This is a genomic window from Cupriavidus sp. 8B, assembly GCF_054589115.1.
In genome coordinates, this window is record NZ_BAAILO010000329.1 from 62130 (window position 1) to 87409 (window position 25280).

Sequence of the window (25280 nt, forward strand, 5' to 3'; positions counted from 1 at the left end):
GTGCCCTGACCGGAAACGCAATCGCGTCCGCGTATCGAAACGCAGTGCATATGGAGACGGGAAATGTCGCTTGAATTGCTGGTGCTTACCTTGGACGATGTGCTCATCCGCGCGGACGATCCGCGCAAGTCCGGCTTCGACGCAGCACCACGAGAACGCGACGCCCTGCTCCGCTGGCATGAGGATGCCTGCACCGAAGCGCGTGCCGGCCAGTCAATCCGGATCCGTGGCCAGGCGCTGCAGCTCATGCGCAGCGCGGAGCTGGACGGCGTGCGGCTGGCGCTTGCCGCGCCCATCTCTTCGCGCAAGCTGCGGGTCTTGCTCGATGGCGCCATCGGGCCTGACTGGATGGATCGCTTTGCGGTCATCGCCACGGCGGATGCGCTGTCTCCCCGGGAAACCGAGATCGAACTCTACCGGCTGATCCTGCACACGGCCGACGTGCCGGCGCACCGCGCCTTGCTGGTCGGTGCCACGCAGAGCAGCCTGCGCGCCGCGCAGGCCGTCGGCATGCATACGGCCACTGTCCGGCCCGCCTATGACGATGCGCCGCGCCAGGCAGGCGGATCGACCGTGCTGTGCGGCTCCCCGGATGCCGTCTGGCCGGACTTCCACGCGCTGGAATGCAGCGTGGCCGGCCAGCGGCAACCGGATGCGCACGCGGCAACAAGACAACAACCCCGGAGCTTCCCATGACAACCATTGTGATCGTTGGCGGCGGCGCCGCCGGACTGCAGGTAGCCACCCGTCTCGCCAGGCGGCTGGGCAAGCGAGGGCAAGCCGAGATCGTGCTGGTCGACCGCAGCTCCACGCACCTGTGGAAGCCCTTGCTGCATGAAGTGGCCGCGGGCAGGCTCGAGCCCGTGGTTCACCATACGTCTTTCGCGCTGCAGGCCGAGCGCCACGGGTTCCGCTACGTGCAGGGCGATCTGCAAGCGGTGGACCGCATCAACCGCACCATCTGCGTGGCCCTTGCCGGCACAGGGCATGGCGAGGACGGACAGGTCCAGTCGATCGGCTACGACAAGCTCGTGCTAGCCGTTGGCGGCGTGACGCAGTACTTCGGCGTGCCCGGCGCGCGTGAACACGCCCTGACGCTGGACAGCGTGAGCAGCGCGGAGCAGGTGCGCGACCGTGTGTTCACCGCCTTGCGCCGCCGGACCGCGCAGGCTGATGCCCAACCGCAAGCGCCCACGGGAAAGGTCCGGGTAGCCATCGTCGGCGCGGGTGCGACGGGTGTGCAGCTTGCAGCGCAGTTGCGTCGCACCTCCAGCGTGCTCAATCGCTATGGCATCCACCGGCTCGACCCGGTAAAGGGGGTGGAAATCTGCCTGATCGAGGCCTCCGCCGGCGTTCTCCCCGGCCTGGGAACCCGGATTGCGGATCGCGTCGGCGAGCAGCTCGCGCGGCTGAGCATCCATGTGCAGTGCAGCGCCCGCGTGACCTCCGTCAGCGAGAGCGGCCTGACCATTGCGGGGCAGCCACCCATGCAGGCGGACGTCGTGGTGTGGGCGGCCGGCATTGCCGCGCCGGGCATGCTGGCCAGCTTCGGGCTACCGGTGAATGCCAAAGGGCAGATCCGCGTGCTGCCCACCCTGCAGAGCGTCGAGGACGAGCATATCTACGCGATCGGGGACTGCGCGAGCTGCCGGCCCCAGGATCTCGAAGCGGAACTCCCGACGCGCGCGCAGGTTGCCTATCAGCAAGCGCTGTATCTTTCGCAGGCGCTGCCACGGCGCCTGGCCGGCAAGCCCATCGAGGGGTTCCGCTACCGCGACTATGGCTCGCTGGTCTCGCTGGCGGGAAGCCGCACCATCGCCAACCTGGCTGCGCCTGGCAAGGACAGCTGCTGGCATATCGAAGGCCGCCTCGCCGCCCTGCTCCACCATGCCGTCTATCGCCGGCACGTGCTCGCCATCCACGGCTGGGGACGCGCGCTGGGCATGACGCTGGCCCAGGGGCTGGAACGTTTGCTGGCCGCGGGGACGCGGCTGCATTGAGGATGGCGCGGCGGCCGATGAATCCGGCCCCGAAGGATGCGGAAAGGCAACCAGGGGGAGCGCCCCGAAGGCAACTGGATCGCGATGGTCGAATCCATTGTGTCTCCTCCAGATGCCGCTCTTCGCGGAGGTTCCTGCTTTCCTCTCGCGTGGCGGCTATCTATGTTCTTTTGTCTTGTGCGAAGCCCGACCGCACCTTCCGTGGCGAACAGCGCGCAGGCTATCGCGCTGGCTTGATTGCCGTGATGAACGCGTCGCTGTGGAACCTCGCAGGAACCAATCCGTTGTCGCGCGTCAGCACATGGCTGGCTGCATCCACCATCAGCGGATTTCCACAGGCGTACACCTCGTGCGCCGAGAGATCCGGGAAGTCGCACGCTACTGCCTCGTGCACGAAGCCAGTCCGTCCTGTCCACGGGCCATCCGGTTCGGACAATACGGGAACGAACCGGAGGCGCTCGCCCAAAGTCGCCCATAGCGCCGCTTCCTCATAGGCGTAGAGGTCTTCCTTGCGCCGCCCTCCCCAGTAAAGCGTGGCGCCCCGTCTTGCGAGCGCCTCGTGGTGGCTACGCATGAACGAGGCAATTGGCGCGTACCCCGTGCCGGATGCCAGCAGGATGACCGGGGCATCGGAATCCTGCAGGGCAAACGCGCCGAAGGGCCCTTCCAGCCGCAGCACATCCCTTGGCTTCAGCTTCTCGTACACATGCGGCGAGAACCGCCCGCCGGGCATCGCGCGGACATGCCATTCGAGGGTGCCTTGCGTATCGGGCGCGTTTGCCATGGAGTAGCTGCGCCGGGTGCCGTCGCGCAGGATCACGTCCATATACTGGCCGGGCGAAAACGAGAAATCCGTCCCTCCCTGCACGTGCAACGACACGATGGCCACGTCCGCGCTCACCCGGCGCACCTGCGCCACCCGCGCCGGCGCTTGCACCACCCGCCGGCCCGGAATCGCGGAGACCTCCGGCGCCTCGATGGTGACATCGGTGACCGGACGCGCCACGCAGGTCAGGCAGTGCCCCGGGCGCACCCCTTCCGGGATGAAGCCGGCGGGATAGGCAACCTTCCCGGCGATCACGCGTGCCTCGCACGAATTGCACTCGCCCCGGCGGCAACTGTGCTTCGGGAAAAAACCTTGCGACACGGCCGTATCCAGCAGCGACGCGCCTGGAGCACAGCGCAACTGGACACCCGCTGGCGCGATGGTCAGCATCACCGACGGTCCGGCCTCGTCTTCGGGCCTTGCCAGCTGCGCTTCAGCGTCGGGCGCCATCTCGACCTTCCGGTTGCCGTGCTTTCAGATCCAGGGCGACGTCCACGATCATGTCCTCCTGCCCGCCCACCATGCGGCGCTTGCCGAGTTCGACCAGGATGTCGACCGTCTTCAGGTCATACTGGGCTGCCGCCGTCTCCGCATGCCGCAGGAAGCTCGAATACACACCCGCGTAGCCCAGGGCAAGCGTCTCACGGTCAACCCGGACCGGACGATCCTGCAAAGGGCGCACCAGGTCGTCGGCGGCGTCCATCAGCTTGTAGAGGTCGCAGCCATGCGACCAGCCCTGGCGCTCGGCCGCGGCGATGAAGACTTCCAACGGCGCATTGCCCGCGCCCGCGCCCATGCCGGCCAGGCTGGCGTCGATCCGGTTGCAGCCTTCCTCGACCGCGACGATGGAGTTGGCCACGCCCAGGCTGAGGTTGTGGTGCGCATGCATGCCGGTCTGCGTGGCGGGATCGAGTACGTCCTTGAAGGCGCGAAAGCGGTCGCGCACGTCGTTCATGGTCAGTGCGCCGCCGGAGTCGACCACGTAGATGCAGGTCGCCCCGTAGCTCTCCATCAGTTTGGCTTGCCGGGCGAGCGCCTGCGGCGTGGTCATGTGGCTCATCATCAGGAAGCCCACCGTATCCATGCCGAGCTCGCGCGCATACTCGATATGCTGCCGGGAGATGTCCGCCTCGGTACTATGTGTTGCCACCCGAACCACGCGCGCCCCGGCATCGTAGGCCGCGCGCAGGTCATGAGTGGTGCCGATGCCCGGCAGCAGCAAGGTAGCAATCTTGGCGCGGGTCACCGATTCGGCGGCGGCGGCAATCCACTCGACGTCGCTATGCGCGCCGAATCCGTAGTTGAACGAGGACCCTTGCAGGCCGTCACCGTGGGCGACTTCGATTGAGTCGACGTTTGCCTCGTCCAGCGCACGGGCAATGGCCTTGACCTGCGCGATGCTGTACTGGTGGCGGATGGCGTGCGAGCCGTCCCGCAGCGTCACGTCGGAGATATAGAGCTTGGTTTCCATCTTTTGTCCTGGGCTTTGTCCTGGGCTTGGGTTCGTCACGCGATGACCGCCTCGGTGGCGGCAAGGTCGCGCTGCGCGAGTCGCTCGGCGGTCGCCAGCGCGGCCGAAGTCATGATGTCGAGGTTGCCGGCATAGGCGGGCAGATAGTGGGCGGCACCCTCTACTTCGAGGAAGACCGACGTCTTCAGCCCGCCCATGCGCCCGACACCCGGGATATTCAGCGGCTGGCTTTCATCGAACTGCTCGAACTGCACCCGTTGCTTGAGCCGGTATCCGGGCACATAGGCGTTGACGCGAGCCACCATGGCCTCCACCGCGGCCTCGATGCGCGCGGTGTCCGCCAGAGCCGACAGCGTGTACACCGTGTCGCGCATCAACAGCGGCGGCTCCGCGGGATTGAGCACGATGATGGCCTTGCCCTTGCGGGCGCCGCCCACTACCTCCAGCGCACGGGAGGTGGTTTCCGTGAACTCGTCGATATTGGCGCGGGTTCCCGGTCCAGCCGATTTGCTGGAGATCGATGCCACGATCTCCGCGTAGTGGACCCGTGCCACCGAGGCAACGGCCGCGACGATGGGAATGGTGGCCTGCCCGCCACAGGTGACCATGTTGACGTTGCGGCCATCGAGGTTGGCGTCGAGGTTGACCACGGGGACGCAATACGGCCCGATGGCGGCCGGCGTCAGGTCGACCACGCGAATGCCGGGCTTGCGCGTGCGCAACAGCTTGTCGTTCTCGATATGGGCGCCGGCCGAGGTGGCATCGAAGACGATGTCGATATTGGCGAACGCCGGCATGTCGACCAGGCCAGCCACGCCCGTGGCGCACGTGGCAACGCCAAGCCGGGCTGCGCGCGCAAGGCCATCCGAGGCGGGGTCGATGCCGACCATTACGCCCATTTCGAGGTGTTTGCCATGGCGCAGGATCTTGATCATCAGGTCCGTGCCGATATTGCCGGAGCCGATGATCGCGGCCTTCAGTGTTTGGGTCATGATTGCTTCCGTTAGCCCTGAGACTTTCTGTTTGGATAGATCACGGACTGGCAGTCCGAATACAGGCGGTCCACATCGCTGGCGCGCAGCGTCAGTACCGCACGCTGGTTGATGTAGCCCTTGTCGGTGATTTCGCCCTGCTCGATGGCTGGCGCTGTGGACAGCAGCACCGCACGCGCCGGCCGCTGGGAAGACCCCGCGCCACGGCAGAGGTCGGCCAGCACGGCGCCAAGCGCTCGCCTCACCGCCGGCACCAACCCCAGCGACTTGCCGCAAAGCGTGCCGTCCTGGTCGTTGGCCAGGCTGCGCAGCTTCGCGCTCGGAAACACCAGCAGGCCTACCTCATCGCGATCGTGACCGGTCACGACGACATCCAGCGCATAGGGCGACATCGCCGAGACCGCACGCACGCGCAACGCGCCAACAGATACCCAGGTGCCTGTCGTCAGCTTGAAGTCTTCGGACACCCGGCCATCGAAGATGACGCCGCTGTTCGGGTCGGCCGGATCGGCGAGCCGGCCCGCATCGCCCATGCGGTAGAAGCCTTGCTCATCAAACGCGGCGCGCGTCTTCTCCTCGTCACCGAGATAGCCCGGGAAGATCGACGGCCCCCGCACCCGCAGTTCGTGCTTGTCCTGGCACTGCACGAACTTCAGCTCCACGCCGGGGACGGGCACGCCGATGTTGCGCGTGTCCGAGGACGAGAAATGCGCGCTGGTCACCACCGGCGAGGTCTCCGTCGAGCCCCACTCCGTCGTGAAGAACAACGATTGTTGCCGCGCGCCACGCGCCACCGCGCGCAGGCGGTCCGCCGTCTTCTGCGGCAGCGCCGCGGCGGCAAAGAACAGCATGTCCAGCCGTTCGAACAGTGCCGTGGCCAGGGCTTCGTCCGCCTCCAGGTAGGGCAGCAGCGCGTCATAGCCCTTGGGCACATTGAAGAACAGCGTCGGGCGAACCTGGCGGATTCCCTCGATGGTCCGCTCGATCAGGCCTGGCGCCGGGCGGCCGTCGTCGATGTAAAGAGCGCCGCCGTTGCGCAGCACCAGGTTGAAGTTGTGGTTGGCGCCGAAGGTATGGCTCCACGGCAGCCAGTCGAGCACCACGGGATGCGTTTCATCGACGAATGGCCAGCACTGCGCGATCATCTGCTGGTTGGCGCACAGCATCTGGTGCGTGTTCGGCACCAGCTTGGGCGCCCCCGTGGAGCCGGAAGTCAGCAGGATGCGGGCAATGGTGGCACCCGTGATGCCGCGGAACGCCTCGTCCATGCCGGGCCCGGCGCTGGCCGCGCACAGCGCGGAGAACGGCAACTCGCCGCCGGCGGCGCCCTGCGTATAGACCACGGGACACGAAAGGCCCGCGCCCCGAATCGCCGCTCCGTACACGGCAGCGTCCTCCGCGTAGACCAGGCCGGGATGCAGGCTGGCGAGGATGGCGTGCAGCTTCCCGTGATCGCGGCTCATCCTGGTATAGGCCGATGACACCACGGCGATGCGCAGTCCCACGTGCATGGCCGCCAGCGACAGCAGCGCCAGGTTCACGCTGTTGTCCGACAGCGCGACCACCGGATCTTCCGGGCGAATATCGAGATCCAGCAACGCCTGGCCGATGTCGCGGACCGTGGCATGCGCCTCGCCGTAGCTGATGGTATGCCAGCCCGAATCCCGGCGCTCCGCCAGGAAGACGCGCGAAGGCTCCTTGGCCGCCCATCGTACGAGCCAATCGCCGACGCAGCGATCGAAATCTTCCAGCGGTACCGAGGAGCGCAGGACAAAGCTGCCATCGGGCAGGTCGGTCCGCAGGATGCTAGGCTCTGCCAGCCGAAGGCCGGCATCGGGTCCGGCGGCGCGGCGGCTCGAGGCGTTAGAGGCGTTAGAGGCGTGAGAGGCGGTGGCGGGCATGTGGATCACTTGGCTAGCTTCCATGTGCCCTCCTGCACCTTGACCAGGATGCGGCCGCGCGCGTCGTAGCCGGAATGATCGGTCTTGCTGATGTTGATCACACCATGTGCGCCGGGCAGGTCGGTCGTGCCCTCGATCGCGTCGCGCAGCGCCTGCCGGAAGCCCGGCGTGCCCGGCTGCGCCGTCCTGGCGGCGGTGGCCACGGCGCGCTCCAGCACCAGGTAGGCATCATAGGCATAGGCCGCGAAGAGATCACGCGAGCCCGCGCCGTACTTTGCCTCGTAGCGCTTGACGAACTCGGTCGCCACCGCCTTGCTGGGATGGTCCGCCGGCAGTTGTTCCGCCACCAGCAAGACGCCGGCGGGCAGGACCACGCCCTCGGCGGACTTGCCGCCCACGCGCAGGAAGTCGTTGTTGGCGACGCCGTGCGTCTGGTAGATCGCGCCCTTGAAGCCGCGCTCGCGCAAGGTCGCCATCGGCAGCGCGGCTGGCGTGCCGCTGCCCACGACGATCACCGCGTCGGGCTTGGCGGCCAGCAGCTTGATGGTCTGCCCGGCCACGGATTGATCGGTGCGCGCGAAGCGCTCGACCGCCGAGACGCGGATGCCGGCGGATTGCGCGCGCGGCTGGATGTCCTTGAGCCAGGCTTCGCCGTAGGAGTCGTTATAGCCGACGAAACCCAGGGTGGCGAACTTGCGGGCCTTCATGTCCTCGACCAGGGCCGTCGACATCACCGCCACCGATTGCGGCAGCGAGAAGGCCCAGCTCATCAGCTCGGGCTTGGGCACGAAGGGGCACAGGCCAATGGATGGCGTCTTGCCTTCCGCGGCCACGGCCGCGACCGCCAGGCAGGCCGGCGTGGTGGACGAGCCGATGATGGCGTCCGCCTTCTCTTCCTGGATCAGCCGGCGCGCGTTCTTCGAGGCGGCGGAGGGGTCGGTGGCGTCGTCAAGGACGATGTAGCGCACCGGCTTTCCGCCCAGCGTCTTCGGCAGCATCGCGATGGCCTGCTTCTCGGGGATGCCCAGCGACGCGCCGGGGCCGGTCGCGGATACCGTGACGCCGATGGTCACCTCGGTGGTTTGCGCGGGTGCCGTAGCAGCCCACATGGACATGGCGATCCCCGCCGCGATCGCAGCGTACTTGATTTGCATTGCAGTCTCCTGGTTGCCCGTTCTTGCGACGGGCGTTAGCGTCAATCCACGTGGCAGCGCACCTGCCCCAGCCCTTCGATCTCCAGATGCAGTGCGTCGCCACGGCCTATCTTGAACATGGGCCCAAGCGCGCCCGAGAGCACGACATCGCCAGCGCGCAGCGGCTCGCCCATCTCGGTCATGGTGCGGGCCAGCCACCAGGCGGCATGCAGCGGATGGCCCAGGCAGGCGGCGCCGTTGCCCTCCGAAGCCGGCTCGGCATTGCGGGTGAAACGCATCGCGCAACCGGCCAGCGCCAGGTCGGTCACGCGCTTCGGATCGGTGCCGAGCACGTAGAGCCCGCAGGAGGCGTTGTCCGCCACCGTATCGACCAGCGTGATCTTCCAATCCTGGATCGCGCTGTCGACGATCTCGATGGCGGGCAAGGCAAATTCGATGGCACGAAGGAAACGCCCCCAGGTAAGGGTCTCGTCGTCAAGGTCGAGGTCGCGGCCGATGACGAAGGCCACCTCCCCTTCCGCCTTTGGCTGGATCAGCGAGCCCGAGGGAATCGCCGCGCCTGACAGGAACTCCATATCGGCGAACAACACGCCAAAATCCGGCTGGTCCACGCCGAGCTGCGCCTGCACGGCTTTGGACGTCAGGCCGATCTTCTTGCCGCTGAAGGCACGGCCTTCGGCCAGCGCGCGGGCGGTGTTGGTGGCGGCGACGGCGTAGGCCGCTTCCAGTCCGTCGATGCCGAAGGCCTCGGAGACCCTGGCGATGGGGCTGCGCTCGCGCCGGGCTTGGTACAGGGCGTCGGCGGCTTGCTGGATGGGGGTGTCTTTCATCGTTGTCGACCTCGTGATGCCTGTTGTCTGGTTGTCATCTGCCCGTTCGCCGCGCTAGGCGGCGGCGAGACGTTCCGCGGCTGTCGCGGATCCGCGGCGATATCTCGGCAGGAGTTGCAGGACCTGCTCCGCTTCCCCGGCCAGGCAAGCGGCATAGCTGTCAGCCAGCGCAGTGACGACATCCTCGACCGAGCCGACGGCTTCGATGGCGCCAACGCCATGGCCCGCCGACCACACGTCCCGCCACGCCTTCGGTGCCGAAGCAATGTCGCCGGAGAAGTCGATCTTCTTTTCCTCCTTGAGCTTGTCCGGGGTGAAGCCCGCCGCCGCCACGGTCGGCTTGAGCCAGTTCGCCATCACGCCCGAAACGGCTGTGGACTGCACCAGGTCTTCCATGCTGCTGGCCACCAGCATGTCCCGATAGGCGGGCGCGGCCATGCTCTCGCGCGTGGCGATCAGGCGGGTGCCGACCACCACGAAATCGGCGCCCAGCAGTTGCGCGGCCCGGATCTCGGCGCCGCTGGAAATGGCGCCCGCCAAACCGATGGGACCGTCCCAGAAGCGGCGGACTTCCGCCAGGAAGGCGAAGGGGTGATAGGTGCCGGTGTGGCCACCGGCGCCGCTGGTGACCAGCACCAGGCCGTCCACGCCAGCGTCGATCGCCTTGCGGGCCAGCGCCGGCGAGATGACATCCGCCATCACCAGCCCGCCGTAGCCGTGCACGCGCTCCAGCACACGGCGCGGGCTGCCCAGCGCCGTGGTGACGATGCCGGGGCGATACCTTTCCACCAGCTCCATTTCCGCATCGAAGCGGTCATAGCTGCTGTGCACGATCATGTTCAGCGCCCACGGCACTTGCGGGTGGTGGGCGGCCTCGGCTGCGATGCGGGCCAGCGCGGCATCGAGCGCGGCAAGGTTGCGCGCGTTCGGGGCCGCGTAGGTGCCGACGATGCCGGCCTTGAGGCTGGCGCTCACCAGTTCCGGGCCGGAGACCAGGAACATGGGCGCGCCCATGACCGGCAAGCGTGCTTTGGCAAAGACCTTTCGCACGGCGGCGTGCGAGGAGCCAGGTGATGCGTTGGGTGATGTGTTCGGTGATGCGTTGGGGGCGTTCATCTTTTCTGTTCCTGCCTGTCTGAGGATGTCCGGCTAGCGCCGGCCGGGCCGCCCGCGGACTTCCCAGCCGCCGTCGCTTTGCAGGATGGCGGCCGTGGTGGCCGGGGAATTGGTGCGCGAGGCCAGCAGCACGTAATGCCCGGTGTGGTCCTCCGGCTGGGCGATGAAGCCCAGTGGCACCGCGTTGGCCACGGTGTCCGAGAAGCCGGGGATTTCCGATAGCCTGGTCTCCTGCTTGCCAAGGGATTCCGGGCCCTTCAGCGGCGTCACCGTGCCGCCGGGCGCCACGCCGTTCACGCGTATCTCAGGCGCCAGCTCAAACGCAAGTTGCCGGATCAGGCCCACGCAGGCATGCTTGGAGGCTACGTAGACCGGGCCGCCGCCGCCGGCATAGAAACTGGCATTCGACAGCGTGAAGATCATGCTGCCGCGGCTCTCGCGCAGTGCGGGCGCGGCGGCGTGGGCGGCCAGCAGGTAGCCCAGCACGTTGACGTCGAACACCTCCCGGAAGGTCGCGCTGACCACGCCTGGCTCCAGCTTGCGCAACGTGGCGAAGTGATCCCATACCCCGGCATTGCCAACCAGGGTGTCGAGCTTTCCGAAGGCCTTGACGGTGGCTTGCACCGCCTGCGCGTTGGCGTCTTCCGAGCGCACGTCGCCCACGGTGATCGCCACGCGATCGCCAAACTCGGCCCGCATGGCGTCCGCGCTCTGCGCATTGCGCACCAGCACGCCGACACCGGCCGCGCCCTCGGCAAGAAACCTGCGCGTGACCGCCAGGCCAATGCCTGAGTTGGCACCGGTCACCAATGCCACATCGTTATCGAGCCAGCCCATGATCAGAAGAAGGTATTGAGGTTCTTGGACATCAACAGCGACTGCGTGATGACGATCTTGCGGCGGACGATGCGGAAATCTTCGCCATGGGCGCGCAGTACATCTTCGCGCCGGCCAAGCAGCAGATCGTTGTCCGCCTCACCCCGGCTGCGGTAGTTGACAAATACCGAGTGCACAATGAACTCGTCATCTGCCTCACCCGCGTACGCTTCGATATTGCTGATCACGTGCACGTGGCGAGTCGGCGGATCCTCGGCCCACGCGGAGGGTTGCCTGAAGCGGGCAACGCGGCGCGACAGGTCGAAGTGGTTGTCGTCGAAATACGCGCCACGGCCCACACCGTAGGCACCGAGCTTGTCCGCGCGGCGGCGGTTCTCGATGGCCGGCATCCAGTAGTGGATGTCGTCTGTCATCAGTGCCAGCCAGTCGCTCCACGCCTCGCTGTCGAGCAGGCGCGCCTCGCGGTAGAGGAACTGCTGAACCCGATGGGCGGTGGCAAGGTCCACCGGCTGGGGCGCCGGCACCTGGGGCTGGCGTTGCGGGAGCGTGCTCATGCGACCTCCTTCAGGCTGTCGTTGACGAACGCGCTCTCGGGCAGGCTCGGCTTGTCGCGTACCGGGACTTCAGCCCAGGCGCGCGCCTGCATCAGGTCCAGCCAGCGCTGATAAAACGCCCGGTGGTTGGCCTCGTTCACCTGGTTGCGATAGACATTGCCCGGCAGTTCGCTACCTTCCAGCCTGGAGTCGAGGCCAAGGCCCATGTACAGGTCTTGCTGGCGCGTGACGAAACCGGCGTTGGTGCGGGTGGAGAACTCGAAGTTCTCGCCATCGTCCATCTCGAACACGCCGGAGGGCGAGAACGTCAGCATGGTGCCCTTGAGCCAGCGATCCTTGATGTCTTGCGGCGCGCTCTTGTTGACGATGGTCCAGGTGTGCAGCTCGATCTTGCCCGGGCCGCGCGGATGCCAGACGCGGAAGGTGTTCTGTCCCGGCAGGAAGGAAAGGTTGGGGAAAACACTCACCGAAGAGATCGAACCGATCATCTTGGAGCGGAACTCGCCGAGCCGCTGCGCCACCAGCGGCTGGATCCCATACAGGTACTTGCGGATCTCCTTGTCGCCAAGGGTCGCGGCATTGCCGACCACATCCAGGTTGAACTCCCAGCCATGGCCGTTGAAGTTGACGTGGTAAGAATCCGGATCCTTGAAGACCTCGGCCACCGGGCCGCCCAGCATGGCGCGGGCGGCGGAGTCATGGGTCCACAGCGCGTGGTAGATGTCTCCGATGAAGTTCTCGACCGGGACCTTCCAGTTGCAGTTGATCACAGACTTCACGCAGCTGCCGACAAACTCCGTGCCCTCTCCATCCATGTCCAGCATGACGTCCAGGTAATAGCGGAAATCGCCGAGAAATTCCTCCAGCGACGGCGCGTCCGGGTCCATGTTGCCGAACACCAGCCCCTTGTAGCTCGCCACCTTGGCCACCGGATGCAGCCCATGCTCAGAGCGGTCCATGCCGCTCGCCTCGAACAGCTCCTGCCCCGCCATGCCGCGCAAGGCGCCATCGATGCCGAAGCTCCAGCCATGGTAGTTGCAGACAAAGCTGCGCGCGTTGCCCGCGTCGGTAAAGTTCAGCTTATTGCCGCGATGCGGGCAGGTGTTCAGGAACGCGCGGATGGAAGCATCCTTCTGCCGCACCACGATCACGTTGTCTTCCGCCATATAGGTGGTGACGTAGTCGCCAGCCTTGGGAATCTGCGATTCGTGCGCGAGAAAGAGCCAGCTGCGCGCGAAGATCTTTTCCAGTTCCTGCTCATAGATGCGCTGGTCCCAGTAGACGCGGCGCGACAGCCTGCCGGCGTTGAGATCCAACAGGCGATCCAGATCGCGCAGGGGCGCGCTGGTGGGGTCCTTGCGCAAGCGCTCGCAGTTGCCGCTGCAGTCGTGTGTCATGTTCAGTCTCTCAATGGCTTCAGATAGCCGATGACGCCGCTTCGGATTCTTCGTCCAGATCGGCGTAGATCTGGTCAGCCTCGACGATGACCTTGTACGTGCGCAGGTCGACGGTGCACGGGAACCCGACGGCCTGTCCGGTCGGGATATGAAACTGGCCGTCGTGGACCGGGCAGGCGATCAGGTCGCCATCGACGATCTCGCCTTCGGACAGGGATGCGGTGGCATGCGTGCACACATCGCTGGTGGCGAAGTACTCGCCGTCGATGTTGTAGACGGCCAGTGGGCAGCCCGATGTCTCGACCTTGCACACCTGGCCCGGCGCCAGCGCTTCACGCTGGATCAGGAAGACTTTATTGCTCATTGCTGTAATTCCTTCTTGCCCGGCTCGGAGCCGGTCACTGCAGATGCAGCTGTACGAATCCCAGGCCGGTCACCCATTCCGGGACGGCTTCGTAGGCTATGATCTCGCCGCGCGCGCCTTCCAGCGCGCCCATGGCACAGGCCCAGTTCCGGATCTCCATGCCGCCGTTGCCGCCGTTGGCGAGGATGTACTCGTCGCTGAGGGCGCCAAGCGCCTGCAGGTCGTTGCGTTCGGCATAGGCCAGGATCTCGCGATCGAAAGCCTCGTTGACCCAGCCCATCTCCGCGGTGCCGACCCAGTGGCTGAGGCCGCCGCTGCCGATCACCACGACCCGCTCATTCTCCGAATAGGCGCTGACCGCATCGCGGATCTGGCGGCCGACCTGGATGGCGCGCGCCATCCGGATATAGGGGTCGACACCGGCGGCGAGGTACACCGGGATGGTGCCGACGGCGTGGCCCGCTTCCCTCATCGGCTGCACCATCAACTGGTTCGGAATGCCGATGGCATGGTCCACCGTCAGCGCGCGCGCCACCGCCCAGTCAAAGCCGCTCGCGTGGCCAGCGCTCGCGATATGCGATGCCAGCGCTTCGCTGTTCGGTATCACGCCGCGCCTGAGGCCCGGCATGGCGTCCAGCGGGCCGTCGACATCGCCCGTGCCGATCAGGTAGCTGGGCAGGCAACCGGTGCCGAACAGCATGTAGTGGTCGGCGCCCACGATCACCACGCTGGTCGGCGCCAGCTCCGCCAGCCGCGCCGCGCAAGTCTTGAAGGCATTCCACATGCGCTCCCGCACCGCGGGTGCCGGCGCCTCGGGCGCGACGAACATCACCGGGTCATGGGGCACCAGGAAGCCACCTACGATCTTTCCCATCTTTGTTCCTGCTCCTGTTCCTAGCGCTTCAATGCGGCGCTGTGCAACGCCTGGGCCGATCCGACCGGGCGCAGCTTCTTCATGTAGGCGCGCATGTCGCGCTCCGGGGACAGCTCCTGCCAGAAGCCCATGGTCAGCATCGGGTTGACGCCAGCCTGCTGCAGGCCAAGCACATCGAACCGGGTCAACATGGCCCGCTCCGCCTCGTTCAGGGCAAAGCGCTGCAGGTAGGCATCGGCATCTTCGCGAAAGCGCTGTTTGGCCGAGCGATCCACCGTGAGCTGGTGGAGGACCTTTTCGAGGACGTTGCGGCTCATGGTCTTACGCGCAGAAGTTACTGACCAGGTTCAGGAAATCGGCGCGCCGCTCGGTCTGGACCCAGTGCCCGCATTGCCCGAACAGGTGCAGGTCCGCCTGCGGGATGGTGCGGGCCAGCAACTGGCCGCAAGCCGGCGGTACCACGCGGTCTTCGCGTCCGTGCAGCACCAGCGTGGGCGCCTCGATCTTGGCTAGTGCCGCTTCGGGGAAGCCCTTGACCATGGTCGGGCCTTGCGCATTGGGCTGCGGGATCAGTTTGCGCAGCGCGTCCTGCGCGCCGGGACGGGCGCTGGCCGCATAGCGGGATTGCACCATTTCCGGAGTGATGATCGACTGGTCGAAAGGGAACAGACGCATCGTTCTTTCCATGTTCTCCGGCGACGGCTCGTACTCCCACGCGGAGCGCAGGCCCGGCGTCTGCTCGAACTCCCCTGCCGGCGTGCCGAGCAGCACGAGGCGCTCGACGCGCTTGGGATCGAACACTGCCAGGCCGACGGAAAGCGCCCCGCCGAAGGAGTTGCCGACGAACGAAGCCTTCTCGATGTCCAGCGCATCCATGATTCCGACCAGATGCCGCACCCAGAGCTTGATGTCGTACTTCGTGTCTTCCTTGAATTCGGTAAAGCCGAAGCCGGCGATGTCCGGAACGATGACGCGGAAGGTCTTGGCGAGCTCGCCCATCACGCCCTTCCAGTTCGACCAGCCGGACACGCCCGGCCCCGATCCATGCAGCAGGAACAGCGGCTTGCCCGTGCCCTGGTCGAAGTAGTTGGTTTGGTGTTCCGCGGCGGTCAAGGTCAAGCCGACGCCTTCATGCTGAGTCATCTCAATTTCTCCATACACATACGTATGTGTATGGTAGGAAGCGAAGGAGATCCGGTCAAGCAAGAATTTCGGCTTATTTATTGGCGTTTACCCGAAAGACGCCGCAAACCTTACCGTGCATATGTGTATTGACAGGGGGAAGTACAATCCTCACCATCTTTATTGGAGGCACTATGCCAAAAGGCACGGGGACAAGTTCCGCAGCCCCTCGCAACCAACTTACGCCGGAAGACTGGATCAAGGCTGCCCGCAATCTGCTGGTCAGCCGCAGCGTCGACGCCGTGCGCGTCGAGGTGCTGGCCAAGGAGCTGGAAGTCACGCGCGGCAGCTTTTACTGGCACTTCAAGGATCGTGAAGACCTGTTGCAGCGTATGCTGACCGCATGGCGCGATGAGGCTACCGAGCAGATCATCTACCGCTTCGAGCGCCGCGGGCTGGCGCCCCGGGAGCTTGTCCGGGATCTGCTCTCGTTGCCGTTCCGGGGAACGGCTGCGCAGGAGGCAGCGTCAACGGAGCTTGCCATCCGCGCCTGGGCCCGGCGCGAGGAGCGCGTGCGCCAGGTGCTCGACGAGGTGGACGCCAAGCGCCTGTCCTATATCGCGCAGTGCTTCAGCGCACTCGGGTTCGACATCCCCGAAGCACGGGCAAGGGCGTTCGCACTATACAGTTATGAATTGTCGGAGTCCCTGCTTTCCCACCAGGGCACCGCAGCGCAGAAGGAAGAGCGCAGGGCCTGCATCGAACGGCTGCTGCTGGCGCCCTGAATCGAAAAAGGGGCACCAGTGTGCCCCTCAGCTTGCTGACAAAGCCGGATTGCGTTGTCGTGCTCCCCCTCTCCCGCGCGCGGGAGAGGGGCTGGGGGAGAGGGCGGGTGCTCGTTACGGCAGCGTGTTGGAGCGCTCTTTGCCAAGGAGACCGGCATCCAGGTGACCCATGTCGCGTACAAGGCAGCGCGCCCGCGATCACCGACCTGATCGCCGGCTCGACGCAGTTCATGCTCCTGCCGCTGAGCGACGCCCAGCCTCTGATCAAGGGCGGCAAGCTGAAGGCCCTGGCCATCACCAGCGCCAAACGCTCGACCCTGCTGCCGGAGATCCCGACGATCAAGGAAGCGACCGGCATGAGCTCGCTGGAAATGGGCGCGTAGCATCCTGGTACCCAAGGGCACGCCGGAATCGATCGTCAAGCAACTGCGGGAAGCAACGGACAGGACGTTGAAGGACGAGGCGGTGCGCGCCAAGCTGGTTGCGCAGGGTTCCGAGATCCTTGGCGGCACGCCGCAGCAATACACGGCCTACATGAAGAGCTAGGCCACGCGCTGGGGCCGGATCATCAAGGAGTCTGGCGCCAAGGTGGAGTAAGCCTGCGGGAGGAGCAGTCAGGGCGCGCTGGCATCCGGCCCGCCGGCCCGCCGGAGATGCTCCCCCAGAAGCCGCGCGGCGGACGACAAGGGCACGCCCGAGCGCGTTGCCAGCAGAAGCCGCCGGCTGGCCCAATCGTCCGACAAGCCAACCATATGCAGCCCCAGCGCCTTGGCCTGGGCACGGCACACGGCTTGCGGCAGGACCCCGATGCCAAGGTCGGCCGCGATCATCTGGCACATCGCGTCGAAGCTGCGGACCTGGATGCGAAGCCGAAGCGGCCGCCCGGCCTGCTCCGCCGCGCGCGAGGTGAGTTCCAGCAACGCACTGCCGCGATTGAGCCCGACCATGTCGTATTCCAGGCAGCTCGCAAAATCGACGCGGCGCTTGCGCGCAAGGGGATGGCGGCGCGAGCACAGCAGCACCAGCGTGTCGGTCTGGAAATGGCTGATGTCCAGCCCATCCGTGGGCGTGCCTTCGGAGAACACACCGATATCCGCCAGGCCGTCCACCAGCGCGCGGGCGATATCGCCGCTGAGTTGCTCCTCGACCTCCACATGCACCCCCGGGTGCTGCGCCAGGAAGGTGGCTAGCCTGGCGGGCAGGAACTCCGTCAGGGCGGACATATTGGCCCACAGCCGCACATGGCCCAGGAGGCCGCGCGAATGGTCCTGCAGCTCCGCGCTGAAGCGCTCGAAGCCCTGGAACAGCCGCATGGCGTGCTGCATGGCCATATGGCCCACGGGCGTGAGCGTCACGCCCTTGGAAGTGCGCTCCAGCAGCTGGAAGCCGGTGGTCTCCTCGAAGTCTGACAAGCGCCGGCTGGCTGCCGACAAGGCCAGGTGGCAGGCGGCCGCGCCTTGCGTGATGCTGCCGGTCTGCACGACCGCGCAGAACAAACGCAGCGTCACGAAATCTACTCGGGCGGGATTGAGGGGCCAGGTCATGGGTGCATTCTAGCGCGTGGCCTTCGCGTTTTGCGAAGCCGGATTGTGGAGACTAGCAATTCCGCCGGCAGCGCCGCGCCCATAAAGTGGCGCCATTAAAGCCAACTGCCCTGCGCGACTCCCCATGGATGCATTGAAGAACCTCAAGGTACTGGAATTCGGCCACCTGATCGCCGGCATGAATCACGGCAATGGCGTGCGCCTGCAGTTCAATGAAGTGGCGACCCGCGACGGCTTCCAGATGGAATGCCATTTCATCGAGACGAATGACAAGGTCGCCCTGCTCGACGCGCTGAGCGGGTTGGGTTTCGCCAAGATCGAAGTCACCTCGTTCACGTCGCCCAAGGCCATCCCGGCGCTCAAGGACGCCGAGGCGGTCATGCACCGCATCCGGCGCACGCCCGGCGTGGTCTACACCGCGCTGGTGCCGAACGTGCGCGGCGGCGAGCGCGCGCTGGCGTCCGCCACCGACGAGTTCAACCTTGTCATGTCGGTGAGTGCAACCCACAACCTGGCCAACCTGCGCATGACGCAGGAGCAGTCGTTCAGCCAGTTGCAGGACGTGATCGCGCTCGGCACGCAGCACGGCGTGCCGGTGAACGTCTCGTTGTCCTGCGTATTCGGCTGCCCGATGGAGGGTGAGATCGCGGCCGAAGCGGTGCTCGGATGGATCGCCCGCTTTGCCGCGCTGGGCGTGCACGGCATCACGCTGTGCGACACCACCGGCATGGCGTTTCCCAACCAGGTGCAGGCACTGTGCGAGGCCGTGCAGGCACGCTTTCCCAAGCTGGAATTCACCGCCCATTTCCACAACACGCGCGGCATGGGGCTGGTCAATGCGGTGGCCGCCGCGCAAGCCGGCATCCGCCGCTTCGACACGTCGCTTGGCGGCATCGGCGGCTGCCCCTACGCGCCGGGCGCCACCGGCAACGTCGCCACCGAGGACATGGTGCATATGTTCGACTGCATGGGCTATGACACCGGCATGCACCTGCCCGGCCTGCTCGACGCCGCAGCCACCCTGCGCCGGCTGCTCCGGCACGATCTGCCCGCGCAGGTATCGCAGGCCGGCCCGCGCTTGACGCGGCACGCCCCGCCGGCGGATTTCGAGGCCATTCGCCAGGCTGCGCTTGCGCGCTGAGCCTGGGCGGGATATTGACGTCCCGCCCGGCCTGCAGCATCCGGCAATGCGCGTGCACTTCCTTGCCCTCAACACCACGACCACTACCGCGACCGCTGATGGCGGGTCGTGTGGTCGGAACATGAGAACCATCGAGAAGTTCATCGCGAGAGTCGAGGAGAACGCGCCTTGTCCGACGGCGTCATCGCTTGCCGGGGCGCGGTGAGATTCTCTTATCCGTATGCAACTTGTCCTTATGGATCACGGGAACTTTAGTCGCGGATGCCATGGTGACCGGAGCCCCCGGAGGACAGGATAAGGAGTTGGCCGTTGCGACCAACTCCTTTCTCAAGGACTGAAGCGCCTTGATATGGGCATCGATTTGTCCGATCTTGGCGCTCAAGCGTTGCTCTATCTCGGCCCGGCCAAACCTGCCGTCAATCAATTGCGGGATGATTTCCCGAATCTCGGCAAGCGAGAACCCGAGCGTTTGCGCGCTACGGATGAATTGAATGTGCCGAACGGCCTTGGTGTCGTATGAACGATAGCCATTGCCCAGCCGAGCGGGCGGCGCCAACAGTCCCACCTTTTCGTAGTGACGCAGGGTATCTGTAGTCGTGCCAACTGCCTTCGCCAACTCGCTGATGTTCACCTGTGGCCCCCGTCAAACGCGACGTCCCTGATTTGTCTTGACCTTGGAGTCTACACCAAGGTTTAAGGTGCGCGCGGGATGCACTCCACAGGATCTCGGAACCATCGACAAAGGTGACGCCATGTTTCGTATGCTTGCTCTTCTACTGCTGTCTGCTATTGCCATGCCTGCTATCGCCGACAATGGCTCGGCACCAGGCAGCCCATCGACTTCGGGCCAACCCAAGGTAGCTTTTGCGATCATCAGAACCGCGGAGCTATCCGTTACCGAGGCCTTGGTCTACTCCGGCGGGAGCTTCACGCGCAAGGTGAGCAATAACTTCTCCGCGTTCCTGGTGAAACACGGCACTGACACGCTGCTGTTTGACGCAGGGCTGGGCTCGCAGGTGGCCGATCAATATCGGCAAGATATGCCTTGGTGGCAAAGTCTGTTTTTCAAGTACGAGAATCCGGTGGACCCGGTGATCGACCAGCTATTGCGCGCCGGCATGGAACCCGTTCAAACGATTATCCTGAGCCACAGTCACTGGGATCATGCCAGCGGCATTAGCGACTTCCCGAATGCCACGGTGCTGGTGCATCCGGCGGAGCTGTCGGTGATCAGGCGCCCTACCGCTGGCGTCGGCGGCAGCTGGCCCTCGCAAGTCAGCGCGCAATCGATCAAATGGAAAAGCTTGGCATTCGAACCGGTGTCATACAAAGGGTTCGCGAACAGCCGGGATCTCTATGGAGACGGCACGGTCGTGCTCGTTCCTCTTCTAGGTCATACCCCCGGTTCGATCGGCATGTTCATCTCTGTCGACTCCGGTGCACAGTACTTCCTGGTGGGCGATGCAGTCTGGAATGCGAAGGCATTGAAGCTTGGCAGCCCGAAGTTCTGGGCAGCACGTTGGTTGGTGGATGGCGACATTGAACAAACCCAGGATGCCGTGGATCAGATTCGCGCGCTGGCGGGCAGGCATCCGGATATTGTCGTGGTTCCGGCGCACGATGGGCCGGTACAGACGTCACTGGGATACTTCCCAGCCTGGGTGGAATGAGGTGACGTTCAGGCCGGCGCCTTCCCCATTCCGTGCAGACTCTCCTGACGCCCGCATCAGGCGCTGCTGACCGACTCGATGGCCAACGCCAGTTTGGCCACCGCAGGCCCGATCTCCTCCTCGCTGACCCCGCCGTAGCCCAGCACCAGGCCGTTGCGCGAGCGCAGGGGATTGGCGTAGTAGGACGACAGAGGGCGCGCCACGATCCCGTTGGCCAGCGCGCAACGGGATACCAGGTGATCGTTGGCCCGGCGCAGCAGGACGGTGAGGTGCAGCCCGGTATCGGTGCCGACGATATCGATCTCGCCGTCCAGCCGGCGCTGCAATTCGTGCGTCAGGAGGGCCTGGCGCTCGCCATAGATCTTGCGCATGCGCCGGATATGGGCGGCGTAATGCCCGTCCGCGATGAACAGCGCTAGCGCGGTCTGAATCTGCAGTTGCCCACCGCGATACAGCTCGGAGTGCGCTACGGCGAAGGCATCCACCAGTGACGGGGGCAGGATCAGGAAGCCAAGCCGCAGGCCGGGGTACAGCACCTTGGAGAAGCTGCCCACGTAAATGGTGTTGCGATGGGGATCGAGGCCCTGCAGCGACGGCTGGGGCGCGCCGTGGTAGCGGAACTCGCTGTCGTAGTCGTCCTCGATGATCCAGGCATCGTGGCGATGCGCGAGCTCCGTCAACAAGCGCCGGCGCGCCAGGCTCATCACCACGCCGCTGGGATACTGGTGCGACGGGGTCACGAAGATGAGCTTGGGCGCGGTTTGCGGTGCGGCGGGAGGCTGCATGCCCTGCGCGTCCACCGGCACCGCCTCGACCTTCAGGCCCGCGGCGCGAAACACGCTGCGCGCGCCCCAGTAGCCGGGGTCTTCCACCCACACCACATCGTCCGGATCGGCGAGCAAGCGGGCGCACAGATCGATGGCCTGGTGGCTGCCCTGCGTCACCACGATCTGCTCGGGCGAGCAGTCGACGCCGCGCGCGAGCGCCAGGTATTGCGCCAGCGCACGCTTGAGCGGCGGGCAGCCGTGCCGCGTGCCATAGCCCAGCTGTTCCTGGCAGGCGGTTTTCCAGACCTGCGTGATCAGGCGCTGCCATGTCGCGCGCGGGAACTGCCGGACATCCGGAATGCCCAGCACGAACGAGCCAACCTGCCGGTCCGATGCGCCGGCGCCATCGAGCAACTCGCGTGCTCTGGCAGACAAGCGCGATGCCTCGTGTGGCGGCGCGATCTCGCTCGCCTGGCTCAAGCCGAACACACGCTCGCGCAGCGCGGGATCGGGCGGGGCCTTGCCGACGTAGGTGCCACTGCCGCCCTGTGTCAGCGTATAGCCCTCCTCGGTGAGGCGCTCATACGCATACAGGACCGTGTTGCGGGCGATGCTCAGGCCTTTGGCAACCTCGCGTGTCGGCGGCAAGCGCGTACCGGCGGACAACTGGCCCGCAAGAATCGCGCCGCGGATGTCGTCAAACAACTGCCGGTTTAAGGGAAGGCCCGGGAGGCCCGATCGGTCGGGTAGAGCCCAGTGACTGCGCCCGAGAAGCCAGTCGATTAGTGGCGTCTCTTTCAAAGTCTTCGCTCCCTCTTGCTCGTTGAGCCTTGACTCTGGGCTGGTGACTACCGGCATCACCCTGCGTACAGCACCTTGTAACGTACGCTACAAAAAACTTCACAGCGTTGAGTCAGGCATTGCATTGACAGACGATACACGCAGCCTTGGCAAGGCGAAACCGAGGGTTTATACGCGCTTTGACCTGGCTACCAAGATGATATTCTCCGTTTTGTTTCAGGCACTGTAATGTTTATTACACCACGTTGGCGTGCGGCAGTGCCTCACATGCCACTTTTCGGAGAGCGCTTGGCCAACGCGTCAATCAGGGAAATGCTGGCAGGCCAAGCCGCCGGATTCACCGCGTCGGAGTTGAAGGTGGTGGAAACGCTGCTCGCCTGCTATCCGAGTGCCGCGCTGACATCCATCTCGAGCCTCGCGGCGCAAGCGGGGGTCAGCGACCCGACGGTGTACCGGCTGGTCGTAAAGCTTGGCTTCGACGGCTACCCATCGTTTCAGCGAGCGCTTCTCGCGGAGGTCGACGAGGCGATGAACTCGCCGCTCTCCCGGCTTGGCGCGCTGGGCACCATGGCACCGGGAGAGGACTTCCAGAAGAACTCGCTGGCAAGCCTGGCGATGTCGGTTGAGCGCGTGGCGCAGCGCGCGGCGCCGGATGACTTCAATGCCGCAGTCGAACTGCTTGGCAATGCGCGGTCCGCCGTGTTCTGCACCGGCGGGCGGGCGAGCTTGTTTCTGGCCTCCCGGCTTGCCTCGCACCTGACGCATATCCGGCCCAAGGTCCGTCTCGTCGAGCCTGCCCTGGAGCGCGCGAACGAGGTGCTGGTCGACATCGGGCCAAACGATGCGCTGGTTGTCTTCGATTACCGCCGCTATCAGAAAAGCGTGATCGACTTTGCGGCGGCGGCGCATCGTCTCGGCGCAACGATCATTCTGTTTACCGACGAGTGGAAGTCGCCGATTGCCAGCTTCGCCACGGCCACGCTAAGCAGTTTTGTACAGACCGACTCGCCGTTCGATACCAAGGTACCCGCGCTGGCGCAATGCGAGACGTTGATTGCCGCGCTCATTGCCCGCGATCCCGAAGAAGCAAAGCTCCGGCTCGAAGCCATCGAGGCGATGCGCAGATCTGCCACGCCCGAAGGCGCATCCATTGATTTCTAGAATGTCTTTCCTTTCAGGAGAATGATGAAATGGCCACTCAGCAGTTTTCATTGATGCGCCGCGGCAGCCCGCTGGCCGTCGCGCTCGCCCTACTAAGCGCATGCTCGACGCAGACCGGCGTGTCTTCAGCCCCGCCGGCTACTACCGTCCCCGCGGCGGCTGCCCTGCCCCCGGCCCCGGAGGTGTCGTCCGGCTACCGGCAGGGCATGACGACCGCTTACGCCGACAAGCACATGGCCGCGGCCGCCAATCCTCTGGCCACCGAAGCCGGCCGCAAGATCCTGCGCGCGGGCGGCACGGCCATCGATGCGGCCGTTGCCATGCAGGCCGTGCTGACGCTGGTGGAACCGCAAGCCACCGGCATCGGCGGCGGCGCCTTCATCATGTACTGGGACGGCAAGCGCGTGCAGGCCTATGACGGTCGCGAGACCGCGCCCGCCGGTGCCGACGAGAACCTGTTCATGCGCCCCGACGGCAAGCCCATGAGCTTCAGCGAAGGGCAGATCGGCGGGCGCTCGGTGGGCACCCCCGGCGTGTTGCGCGCGCTGGAGCTGGCGCATCGCCAACACGGCAAGCTACCCTGGGCCAAGCTGTTCGAGCCGGCCATCGCGCTGGCCGAGCAGGGTTTCCCGATTTCGCCGCGCCTCTATACGCAGATCGCCGCCGACAAGTTCCTCCCGGCCTCGCCCGAGATGGCGGCCTACTTCCTGACGTCGGACGGCAAGCCCAAGCCCGTCGGCACCATGCTGAAGAATCCGGCGCTGGCCAAGACGCTGCGCGAGATCGCTCACCGCGGGCCGAACGTGCTCTATACCGGCCCCATTGCCAGCGAGATCGTCAAGCAGGTCAACGGCAGCGCCAATCCGGGCTCACTGTCGCTGGTGGACCTGAAAGATTACCGCGCCAAGGAGCGCGCGCCCATTTGCAGCGATTACAAGCGCTGGACGATCTGCGGCATGCCGCCGCCTTCGTCAGGCGGCATCGCGATCGCGCAGATGCTCGGCTCCTTGCAGGCGCTGGAGGCCAGGAACCCGAAATACGCGCTCGCCGCGCTGAAGCCTAAACAGGTAGCAACGCCTGCCGGTGTCGAGCCGGGTATCGACGCCGTGCACGCGATTTCCGAGGCCGGGCGCCTGGCCTATGCCGACCGCGGGCTCTATGTGGCGGACTCGGATTTCGTGCCAGTCAATGTGGCGGGGCTGCTGAGCCGCGACTACCTGGCAAGTCGCGCTAGCCTGATCGGCGATGAGAGCATGGACAAGGCGCAGGCCGGCGTGCCACCCGGAACCAGTCTCGCACTGGCGCCGGACCGCTCGCCGCCGCGCGTGTCCACCTCGCAGATCGTCGCGGTGGATAACACGGGCGGCGCGATTTCCATGACGACCACCGTGGAGAGCTACTTCGGCTCGCACCTGATGGTGCGCGGCTTCGTGCTGAACAACCAGCTCACCGACTTCTCCTTCACGCCGAGCGAGAACGGCAAGCCCGTCGCCAACCGGGTGCAGGCCGGCAAGCGTCCGCGCTCGTCGATGGCACCCACGCTGGTGTTCGACCGCGAGAGCGGCAAGCTGGTCGCAACCGTGGGCTCGCCCGGCGGCTCGCAGATCATCGAGTACGTGTCCAAGACGCTGGTGGGCCTGCTGGACTGGAACATGGACGTGCAGGCGGCCATCAACATGCCCAACTTCGGCAGCCGCAACGGACCGACGGAAGTGGAAGCCGGCCTCGTCAGCCCAGCCCTGGTGCAGGGCCTGAAAGACCGTGGGCATGAGGTCGCGCAGATCGAGATGACCAGCGGCACGCAGGCCATCATGCGCCGCCAGCGCCCCGATGGCACGTGGGCCTGGGCCGGCGGCGCCGACCCGCGCCGCGAGGGGGTGGCACTGGGGGATTAAGCGCGGTTGTGCGATGGTGCCTTCGGTGCTTTCGGAGCGCCGGGACTGCGATGCAGAAGGCCGGCCCTAGGGCCGGAC

25 protein-coding genes are annotated in these 25280 nt (G+C 65.7%); 8 read left to right on the top strand and 17 right to left on the bottom strand.

All coding sequences use genetic code 11. From position 1 onward, the window contains the following. Positions 1 to 63 precede the first annotated feature (63 nt). Positions 64 to 696, top strand: a complete 633-nt coding sequence (locus ACYP5B_RS33185) for an HAD family hydrolase (RefSeq protein ID WP_400103655.1) — start codon at positions 64 to 66, stop codon at positions 694 to 696. Further along, positions 693 to 2000: an NAD(P)/FAD-dependent oxidoreductase gene (locus ACYP5B_RS33190; RefSeq protein WP_459572449.1), complete on the top strand. Its 1308-nt coding sequence runs from the start codon at positions 693 to 695 to the stop codon at positions 1998 to 2000. The genes ACYP5B_RS33185 and ACYP5B_RS33190 overlap by 4 nt, the downstream gene beginning before the upstream one ends. A 220-nt stretch (positions 2001 to 2220) precedes the next feature. Here ACYP5B_RS33190 and ACYP5B_RS33195 read toward each other — a convergent pair whose 3' ends face one another. The 14 genes from ACYP5B_RS33195 to ACYP5B_RS33260 are packed head-to-tail and all read right to left on the bottom strand — an operon-like array spanning position 2221 to position 15459. After that, entirely contained in the window at positions 2221 to 3276 is a 1056-nt protein-coding gene (locus ACYP5B_RS33195) for an FAD-binding oxidoreductase (protein WP_459572450.1), read from the bottom strand. Beyond that, complete coding sequence (gene dmpG / locus ACYP5B_RS33200; protein ID WP_459572452.1) at positions 3260 to 4297, bottom strand: 4-hydroxy-2-oxovalerate aldolase; 1038 nt, start codon at positions 4295 to 4297, stop codon at positions 3260 to 3262. Before dmpG ends, ACYP5B_RS33195 begins: the two co-directional genes overlap by 17 nt. Positions 4298 to 4332: 35 nt before the next feature. Beyond that, entirely contained in the window at positions 4333 to 5289 is a 957-nt protein-coding gene (locus tag ACYP5B_RS33205; RefSeq protein ID WP_459572453.1) for an acetaldehyde dehydrogenase (acetylating), read from the bottom strand. A gap of 11 nt (positions 5290 to 5300) precedes the next feature. Next, positions 5301 to 7214 carry a feruloyl-CoA synthase gene (locus tag ACYP5B_RS33210; RefSeq protein ID WP_459572454.1) on the bottom strand — a complete coding sequence of 638 codons (1914 nt, stop codon included), beginning with the start codon at positions 7212 to 7214 and terminating at the stop codon, positions 5301 to 5303. After that, the gene (locus tag ACYP5B_RS33215; RefSeq protein WP_459572455.1) at positions 7196 to 8344 is read right to left on the bottom strand and encodes an ABC transporter substrate-binding protein; all 1149 of its coding nucleotides are present in this window, start codon (positions 8342 to 8344) and stop codon (positions 7196 to 7198) included. The genes ACYP5B_RS33210 and ACYP5B_RS33215 overlap by 19 nt, the downstream gene beginning before the upstream one ends. Before the next feature lie 41 nt (positions 8345 to 8385). After that, positions 8386 to 9174: a 2-keto-4-pentenoate hydratase gene (locus ACYP5B_RS33220; protein WP_459572456.1), complete on the bottom strand. Its 789-nt coding sequence runs from the start codon at positions 9172 to 9174 to the stop codon at positions 8386 to 8388. Positions 9175 to 9228: 54 nt separating this feature from the next. Next, complete coding sequence (locus tag ACYP5B_RS33225) at positions 9229 to 10290, bottom strand: NAD(P)H-dependent flavin oxidoreductase (RefSeq protein WP_459572457.1); 1062 nt, start codon at positions 10288 to 10290, stop codon at positions 9229 to 9231. 33 nt (positions 10291 to 10323) lie between these two features. Further along, entirely contained in the window at positions 10324 to 11127 is an 804-nt protein-coding gene (hcaB, locus tag ACYP5B_RS33230; RefSeq protein WP_459572458.1) for a 3-(cis-5,6-dihydroxycyclohexa-1,3-dien-1-yl)propanoate dehydrogenase, read from the bottom strand. 2 nt (positions 11128 to 11129) lie between these two features. Beyond that, positions 11130 to 11681: a 3-phenylpropionate/cinnamic acid dioxygenase subunit beta gene (locus tag ACYP5B_RS33235; RefSeq protein WP_459572459.1), complete on the bottom strand. Its 552-nt coding sequence runs from the start codon at positions 11679 to 11681 to the stop codon at positions 11130 to 11132. Further along, positions 11678 to 13078, bottom strand: coding sequence for an aromatic ring-hydroxylating dioxygenase subunit alpha (locus ACYP5B_RS33240; protein WP_459572460.1), 1401 nt, complete (start codon positions 13076 to 13078; stop codon positions 11678 to 11680). Before ACYP5B_RS33240 ends, ACYP5B_RS33235 begins: the two co-directional genes overlap by 4 nt. Positions 13079 to 13097: 19 nt before the next feature. Continuing rightward, on the bottom strand, positions 13098 to 13442 hold the full coding sequence (locus ACYP5B_RS33245) for a non-heme iron oxygenase ferredoxin subunit (RefSeq protein ID WP_416051952.1): 345 nt from the start codon (positions 13440 to 13442) through the stop codon (positions 13098 to 13100). 34 nt (positions 13443 to 13476) lie between these two features. Further along, positions 13477 to 14316 (bottom strand): DODA-type extradiol aromatic ring-opening family dioxygenase, encoded by an 840-nt coding sequence (locus ACYP5B_RS33250; protein WP_459572461.1) that lies wholly within the window; start codon positions 14314 to 14316, stop codon positions 13477 to 13479. A gap of 20 nt (positions 14317 to 14336) precedes the next feature. Beyond that, positions 14337 to 14633: a hypothetical protein gene (locus ACYP5B_RS33255; RefSeq protein ID WP_459572462.1), complete on the bottom strand. Its 297-nt coding sequence runs from the start codon at positions 14631 to 14633 to the stop codon at positions 14337 to 14339. Positions 14634 to 14637: 4 nt separating this feature from the next. Continuing rightward, a complete protein-coding gene (locus tag ACYP5B_RS33260; RefSeq protein ID WP_459572463.1) occupies positions 14638 to 15459 on the bottom strand; it encodes an alpha/beta fold hydrolase in 822 nt (273 codons plus the stop codon). Between the two features lie 173 nt (positions 15460 to 15632). Between ACYP5B_RS33260 and ACYP5B_RS33265 the strand changes: the two genes are divergently transcribed. Beyond that, a complete protein-coding gene (locus ACYP5B_RS33265) occupies positions 15633 to 16223 on the top strand; it encodes a TetR/AcrR family transcriptional regulator (protein WP_459572464.1) in 591 nt (196 codons plus the stop codon). A 107-nt stretch (positions 16224 to 16330) separates the two neighbouring features. Beyond that, the gene (locus ACYP5B_RS33270; protein WP_459572465.1) at positions 16331 to 16606 is read left to right on the top strand and encodes a tripartite tricarboxylate transporter substrate-binding protein; all 276 of its coding nucleotides are present in this window, start codon (positions 16331 to 16333) and stop codon (positions 16604 to 16606) included. 231 nt (positions 16607 to 16837) lie between these two features. Here the strand turns inward: ACYP5B_RS33270 and ACYP5B_RS33275 are convergent, their stop codons facing one another. Next, entirely contained in the window at positions 16838 to 17767 is a 930-nt protein-coding gene (locus ACYP5B_RS33275; RefSeq protein ID WP_400103639.1) for a LysR family transcriptional regulator, read from the bottom strand. Positions 17768 to 17945: 178 nt separating this feature from the next. Between ACYP5B_RS33275 and ACYP5B_RS33280 the strand changes: the two genes are divergently transcribed. Further along, on the top strand, positions 17946 to 18908 hold the full coding sequence (locus ACYP5B_RS33280; RefSeq protein WP_459572498.1) for a hydroxymethylglutaryl-CoA lyase: 963 nt from the start codon (positions 17946 to 17948) through the stop codon (positions 18906 to 18908). Between the two features lie 181 nt (positions 18909 to 19089). Here ACYP5B_RS33280 and ACYP5B_RS33285 read toward each other — a convergent pair whose 3' ends face one another. Then, positions 19090 to 19539, bottom strand: a complete 450-nt coding sequence (locus ACYP5B_RS33285) for a heavy metal-responsive transcriptional regulator (protein ID WP_459572466.1) — start codon at positions 19537 to 19539, stop codon at positions 19090 to 19092. A gap of 121 nt (positions 19540 to 19660) precedes the next feature. Between ACYP5B_RS33285 and ACYP5B_RS33290 the strand changes: the two genes are divergently transcribed. After that, entirely contained in the window at positions 19661 to 20578 is a 918-nt protein-coding gene (locus tag ACYP5B_RS33290) for an MBL fold metallo-hydrolase (protein WP_459572467.1), read from the top strand. Positions 20579 to 20634: 56 nt separating this feature from the next. On the opposite strand, the gene pdxR is transcribed toward ACYP5B_RS33290, so the two are convergent. After that, positions 20635 to 22203, bottom strand: coding sequence for a MocR-like pyridoxine biosynthesis transcription factor PdxR (pdxR, locus tag ACYP5B_RS33295; protein WP_459572468.1), 1569 nt, complete (start codon positions 22201 to 22203; stop codon positions 20635 to 20637). A 231-nt stretch (positions 22204 to 22434) separates the two neighbouring features. Between pdxR and ACYP5B_RS33300 the strand changes: the two genes are divergently transcribed. Together ACYP5B_RS33300 and ggt are read left to right on the top strand one after the other, a co-directional pair. Then, positions 22435 to 23307, top strand: coding sequence for a MurR/RpiR family transcriptional regulator (locus tag ACYP5B_RS33300; RefSeq protein ID WP_459572469.1), 873 nt, complete (start codon positions 22435 to 22437; stop codon positions 23305 to 23307). Between the two features lie 29 nt (positions 23308 to 23336). After that, positions 23337 to 25202, top strand: coding sequence for a gamma-glutamyltransferase (gene ggt / locus ACYP5B_RS33305; RefSeq protein WP_459572470.1), 1866 nt, complete (start codon positions 23337 to 23339; stop codon positions 25200 to 25202). Positions 25203 to 25280 lie beyond the last annotated feature (78 nt).

Bases quoted from the DNA above. Each gene is read 5' to 3' on its own strand.
- ACYP5B_RS33240 (WP_459572460.1), bottom strand. From the start codon at position 13,078: ATGACACACGACTGCAGCGGCAACTGCGAGCGCTTGCGCAAGGACCCC.
- ACYP5B_RS33225 (WP_459572457.1), bottom strand. From the start codon at position 10,290: ATGAACGCCCCCAACGCATCACCGAACACATCACCCAACGCATCACCT.
- ACYP5B_RS33260 (WP_459572463.1), bottom strand. From the start codon at position 15,459: ATGACTCAGCATGAAGGCGTCGGCTTGACCTTGACCGCCGCGGAACAC.
- ACYP5B_RS33290 (WP_459572467.1), top strand. From the start codon at position 19,661: ATGTTTCGTATGCTTGCTCTTCTACTGCTGTCTGCTATTGCCATGCCT.
- ACYP5B_RS33275 (WP_400103639.1), bottom strand. From the start codon at position 17,767: ATGACCTGGCCCCTCAATCCCGCCCGAGTAGATTTCGTGACGCTGCGT.
- pdxR (WP_459572468.1), bottom strand. From the start codon at position 22,203: ATGCCGGTAGTCACCAGCCCAGAGTCAAGGCTCAACGAGCAAGAGGGA.
- ACYP5B_RS33245 (WP_416051952.1), bottom strand. From the start codon at position 13,442: ATGAGCAATAAAGTCTTCCTGATCCAGCGTGAAGCGCTGGCGCCGGGC.
- ACYP5B_RS33250 (WP_459572461.1), bottom strand. From the start codon at position 14,316: ATGGGAAAGATCGTAGGTGGCTTCCTGGTGCCCCATGACCCGGTGATG.
- hcaB (WP_459572458.1), bottom strand. From the start codon at position 11,127: ATGGGCTGGCTCGATAACGATGTGGCATTGGTGACCGGTGCCAACTCA.
- ACYP5B_RS33185 (WP_400103655.1), top strand. From the start codon at position 64: ATGTCGCTTGAATTGCTGGTGCTTACCTTGGACGATGTGCTCATCCGC.
- ACYP5B_RS33235 (WP_459572459.1), bottom strand. From the start codon at position 11,681: ATGAGCACGCTCCCGCAACGCCAGCCCCAGGTGCCGGCGCCCCAGCCG.
- ACYP5B_RS33280 (WP_459572498.1), top strand. From the start codon at position 17,946: ATGAATCACGGCAATGGCGTGCGCCTGCAGTTCAATGAAGTGGCGACC.
- ACYP5B_RS33265 (WP_459572464.1), top strand. From the start codon at position 15,633: ATGCCAAAAGGCACGGGGACAAGTTCCGCAGCCCCTCGCAACCAACTT.
- dmpG (WP_459572452.1), bottom strand. From the start codon at position 4,297: ATGGAAACCAAGCTCTATATCTCCGACGTGACGCTGCGGGACGGCTCG.
- ACYP5B_RS33195 (WP_459572450.1), bottom strand. From the start codon at position 3,276: ATGGCGCCCGACGCTGAAGCGCAGCTGGCAAGGCCCGAAGACGAGGCC.
- ACYP5B_RS33220 (WP_459572456.1), bottom strand. From the start codon at position 9,174: ATGAAAGACACCCCCATCCAGCAAGCCGCCGACGCCCTGTACCAAGCC.
- ACYP5B_RS33205 (WP_459572453.1), bottom strand. From the start codon at position 5,289: ATGACCCAAACACTGAAGGCCGCGATCATCGGCTCCGGCAATATCGGC.
- ACYP5B_RS33210 (WP_459572454.1), bottom strand. From the start codon at position 7,214: ATGGAAGCTAGCCAAGTGATCCACATGCCCGCCACCGCCTCTCACGCC.
- ACYP5B_RS33190 (WP_459572449.1), top strand. From the start codon at position 693: ATGACAACCATTGTGATCGTTGGCGGCGGCGCCGCCGGACTGCAGGTA.
- ACYP5B_RS33255 (WP_459572462.1), bottom strand. From the start codon at position 14,633: ATGAGCCGCAACGTCCTCGAAAAGGTCCTCCACCAGCTCACGGTGGAT.
- ggt (WP_459572470.1), top strand. From the start codon at position 23,337: ATGGCCACTCAGCAGTTTTCATTGATGCGCCGCGGCAGCCCGCTGGCC.
- ACYP5B_RS33215 (WP_459572455.1), bottom strand. From the start codon at position 8,344: ATGCAAATCAAGTACGCTGCGATCGCGGCGGGGATCGCCATGTCCATG.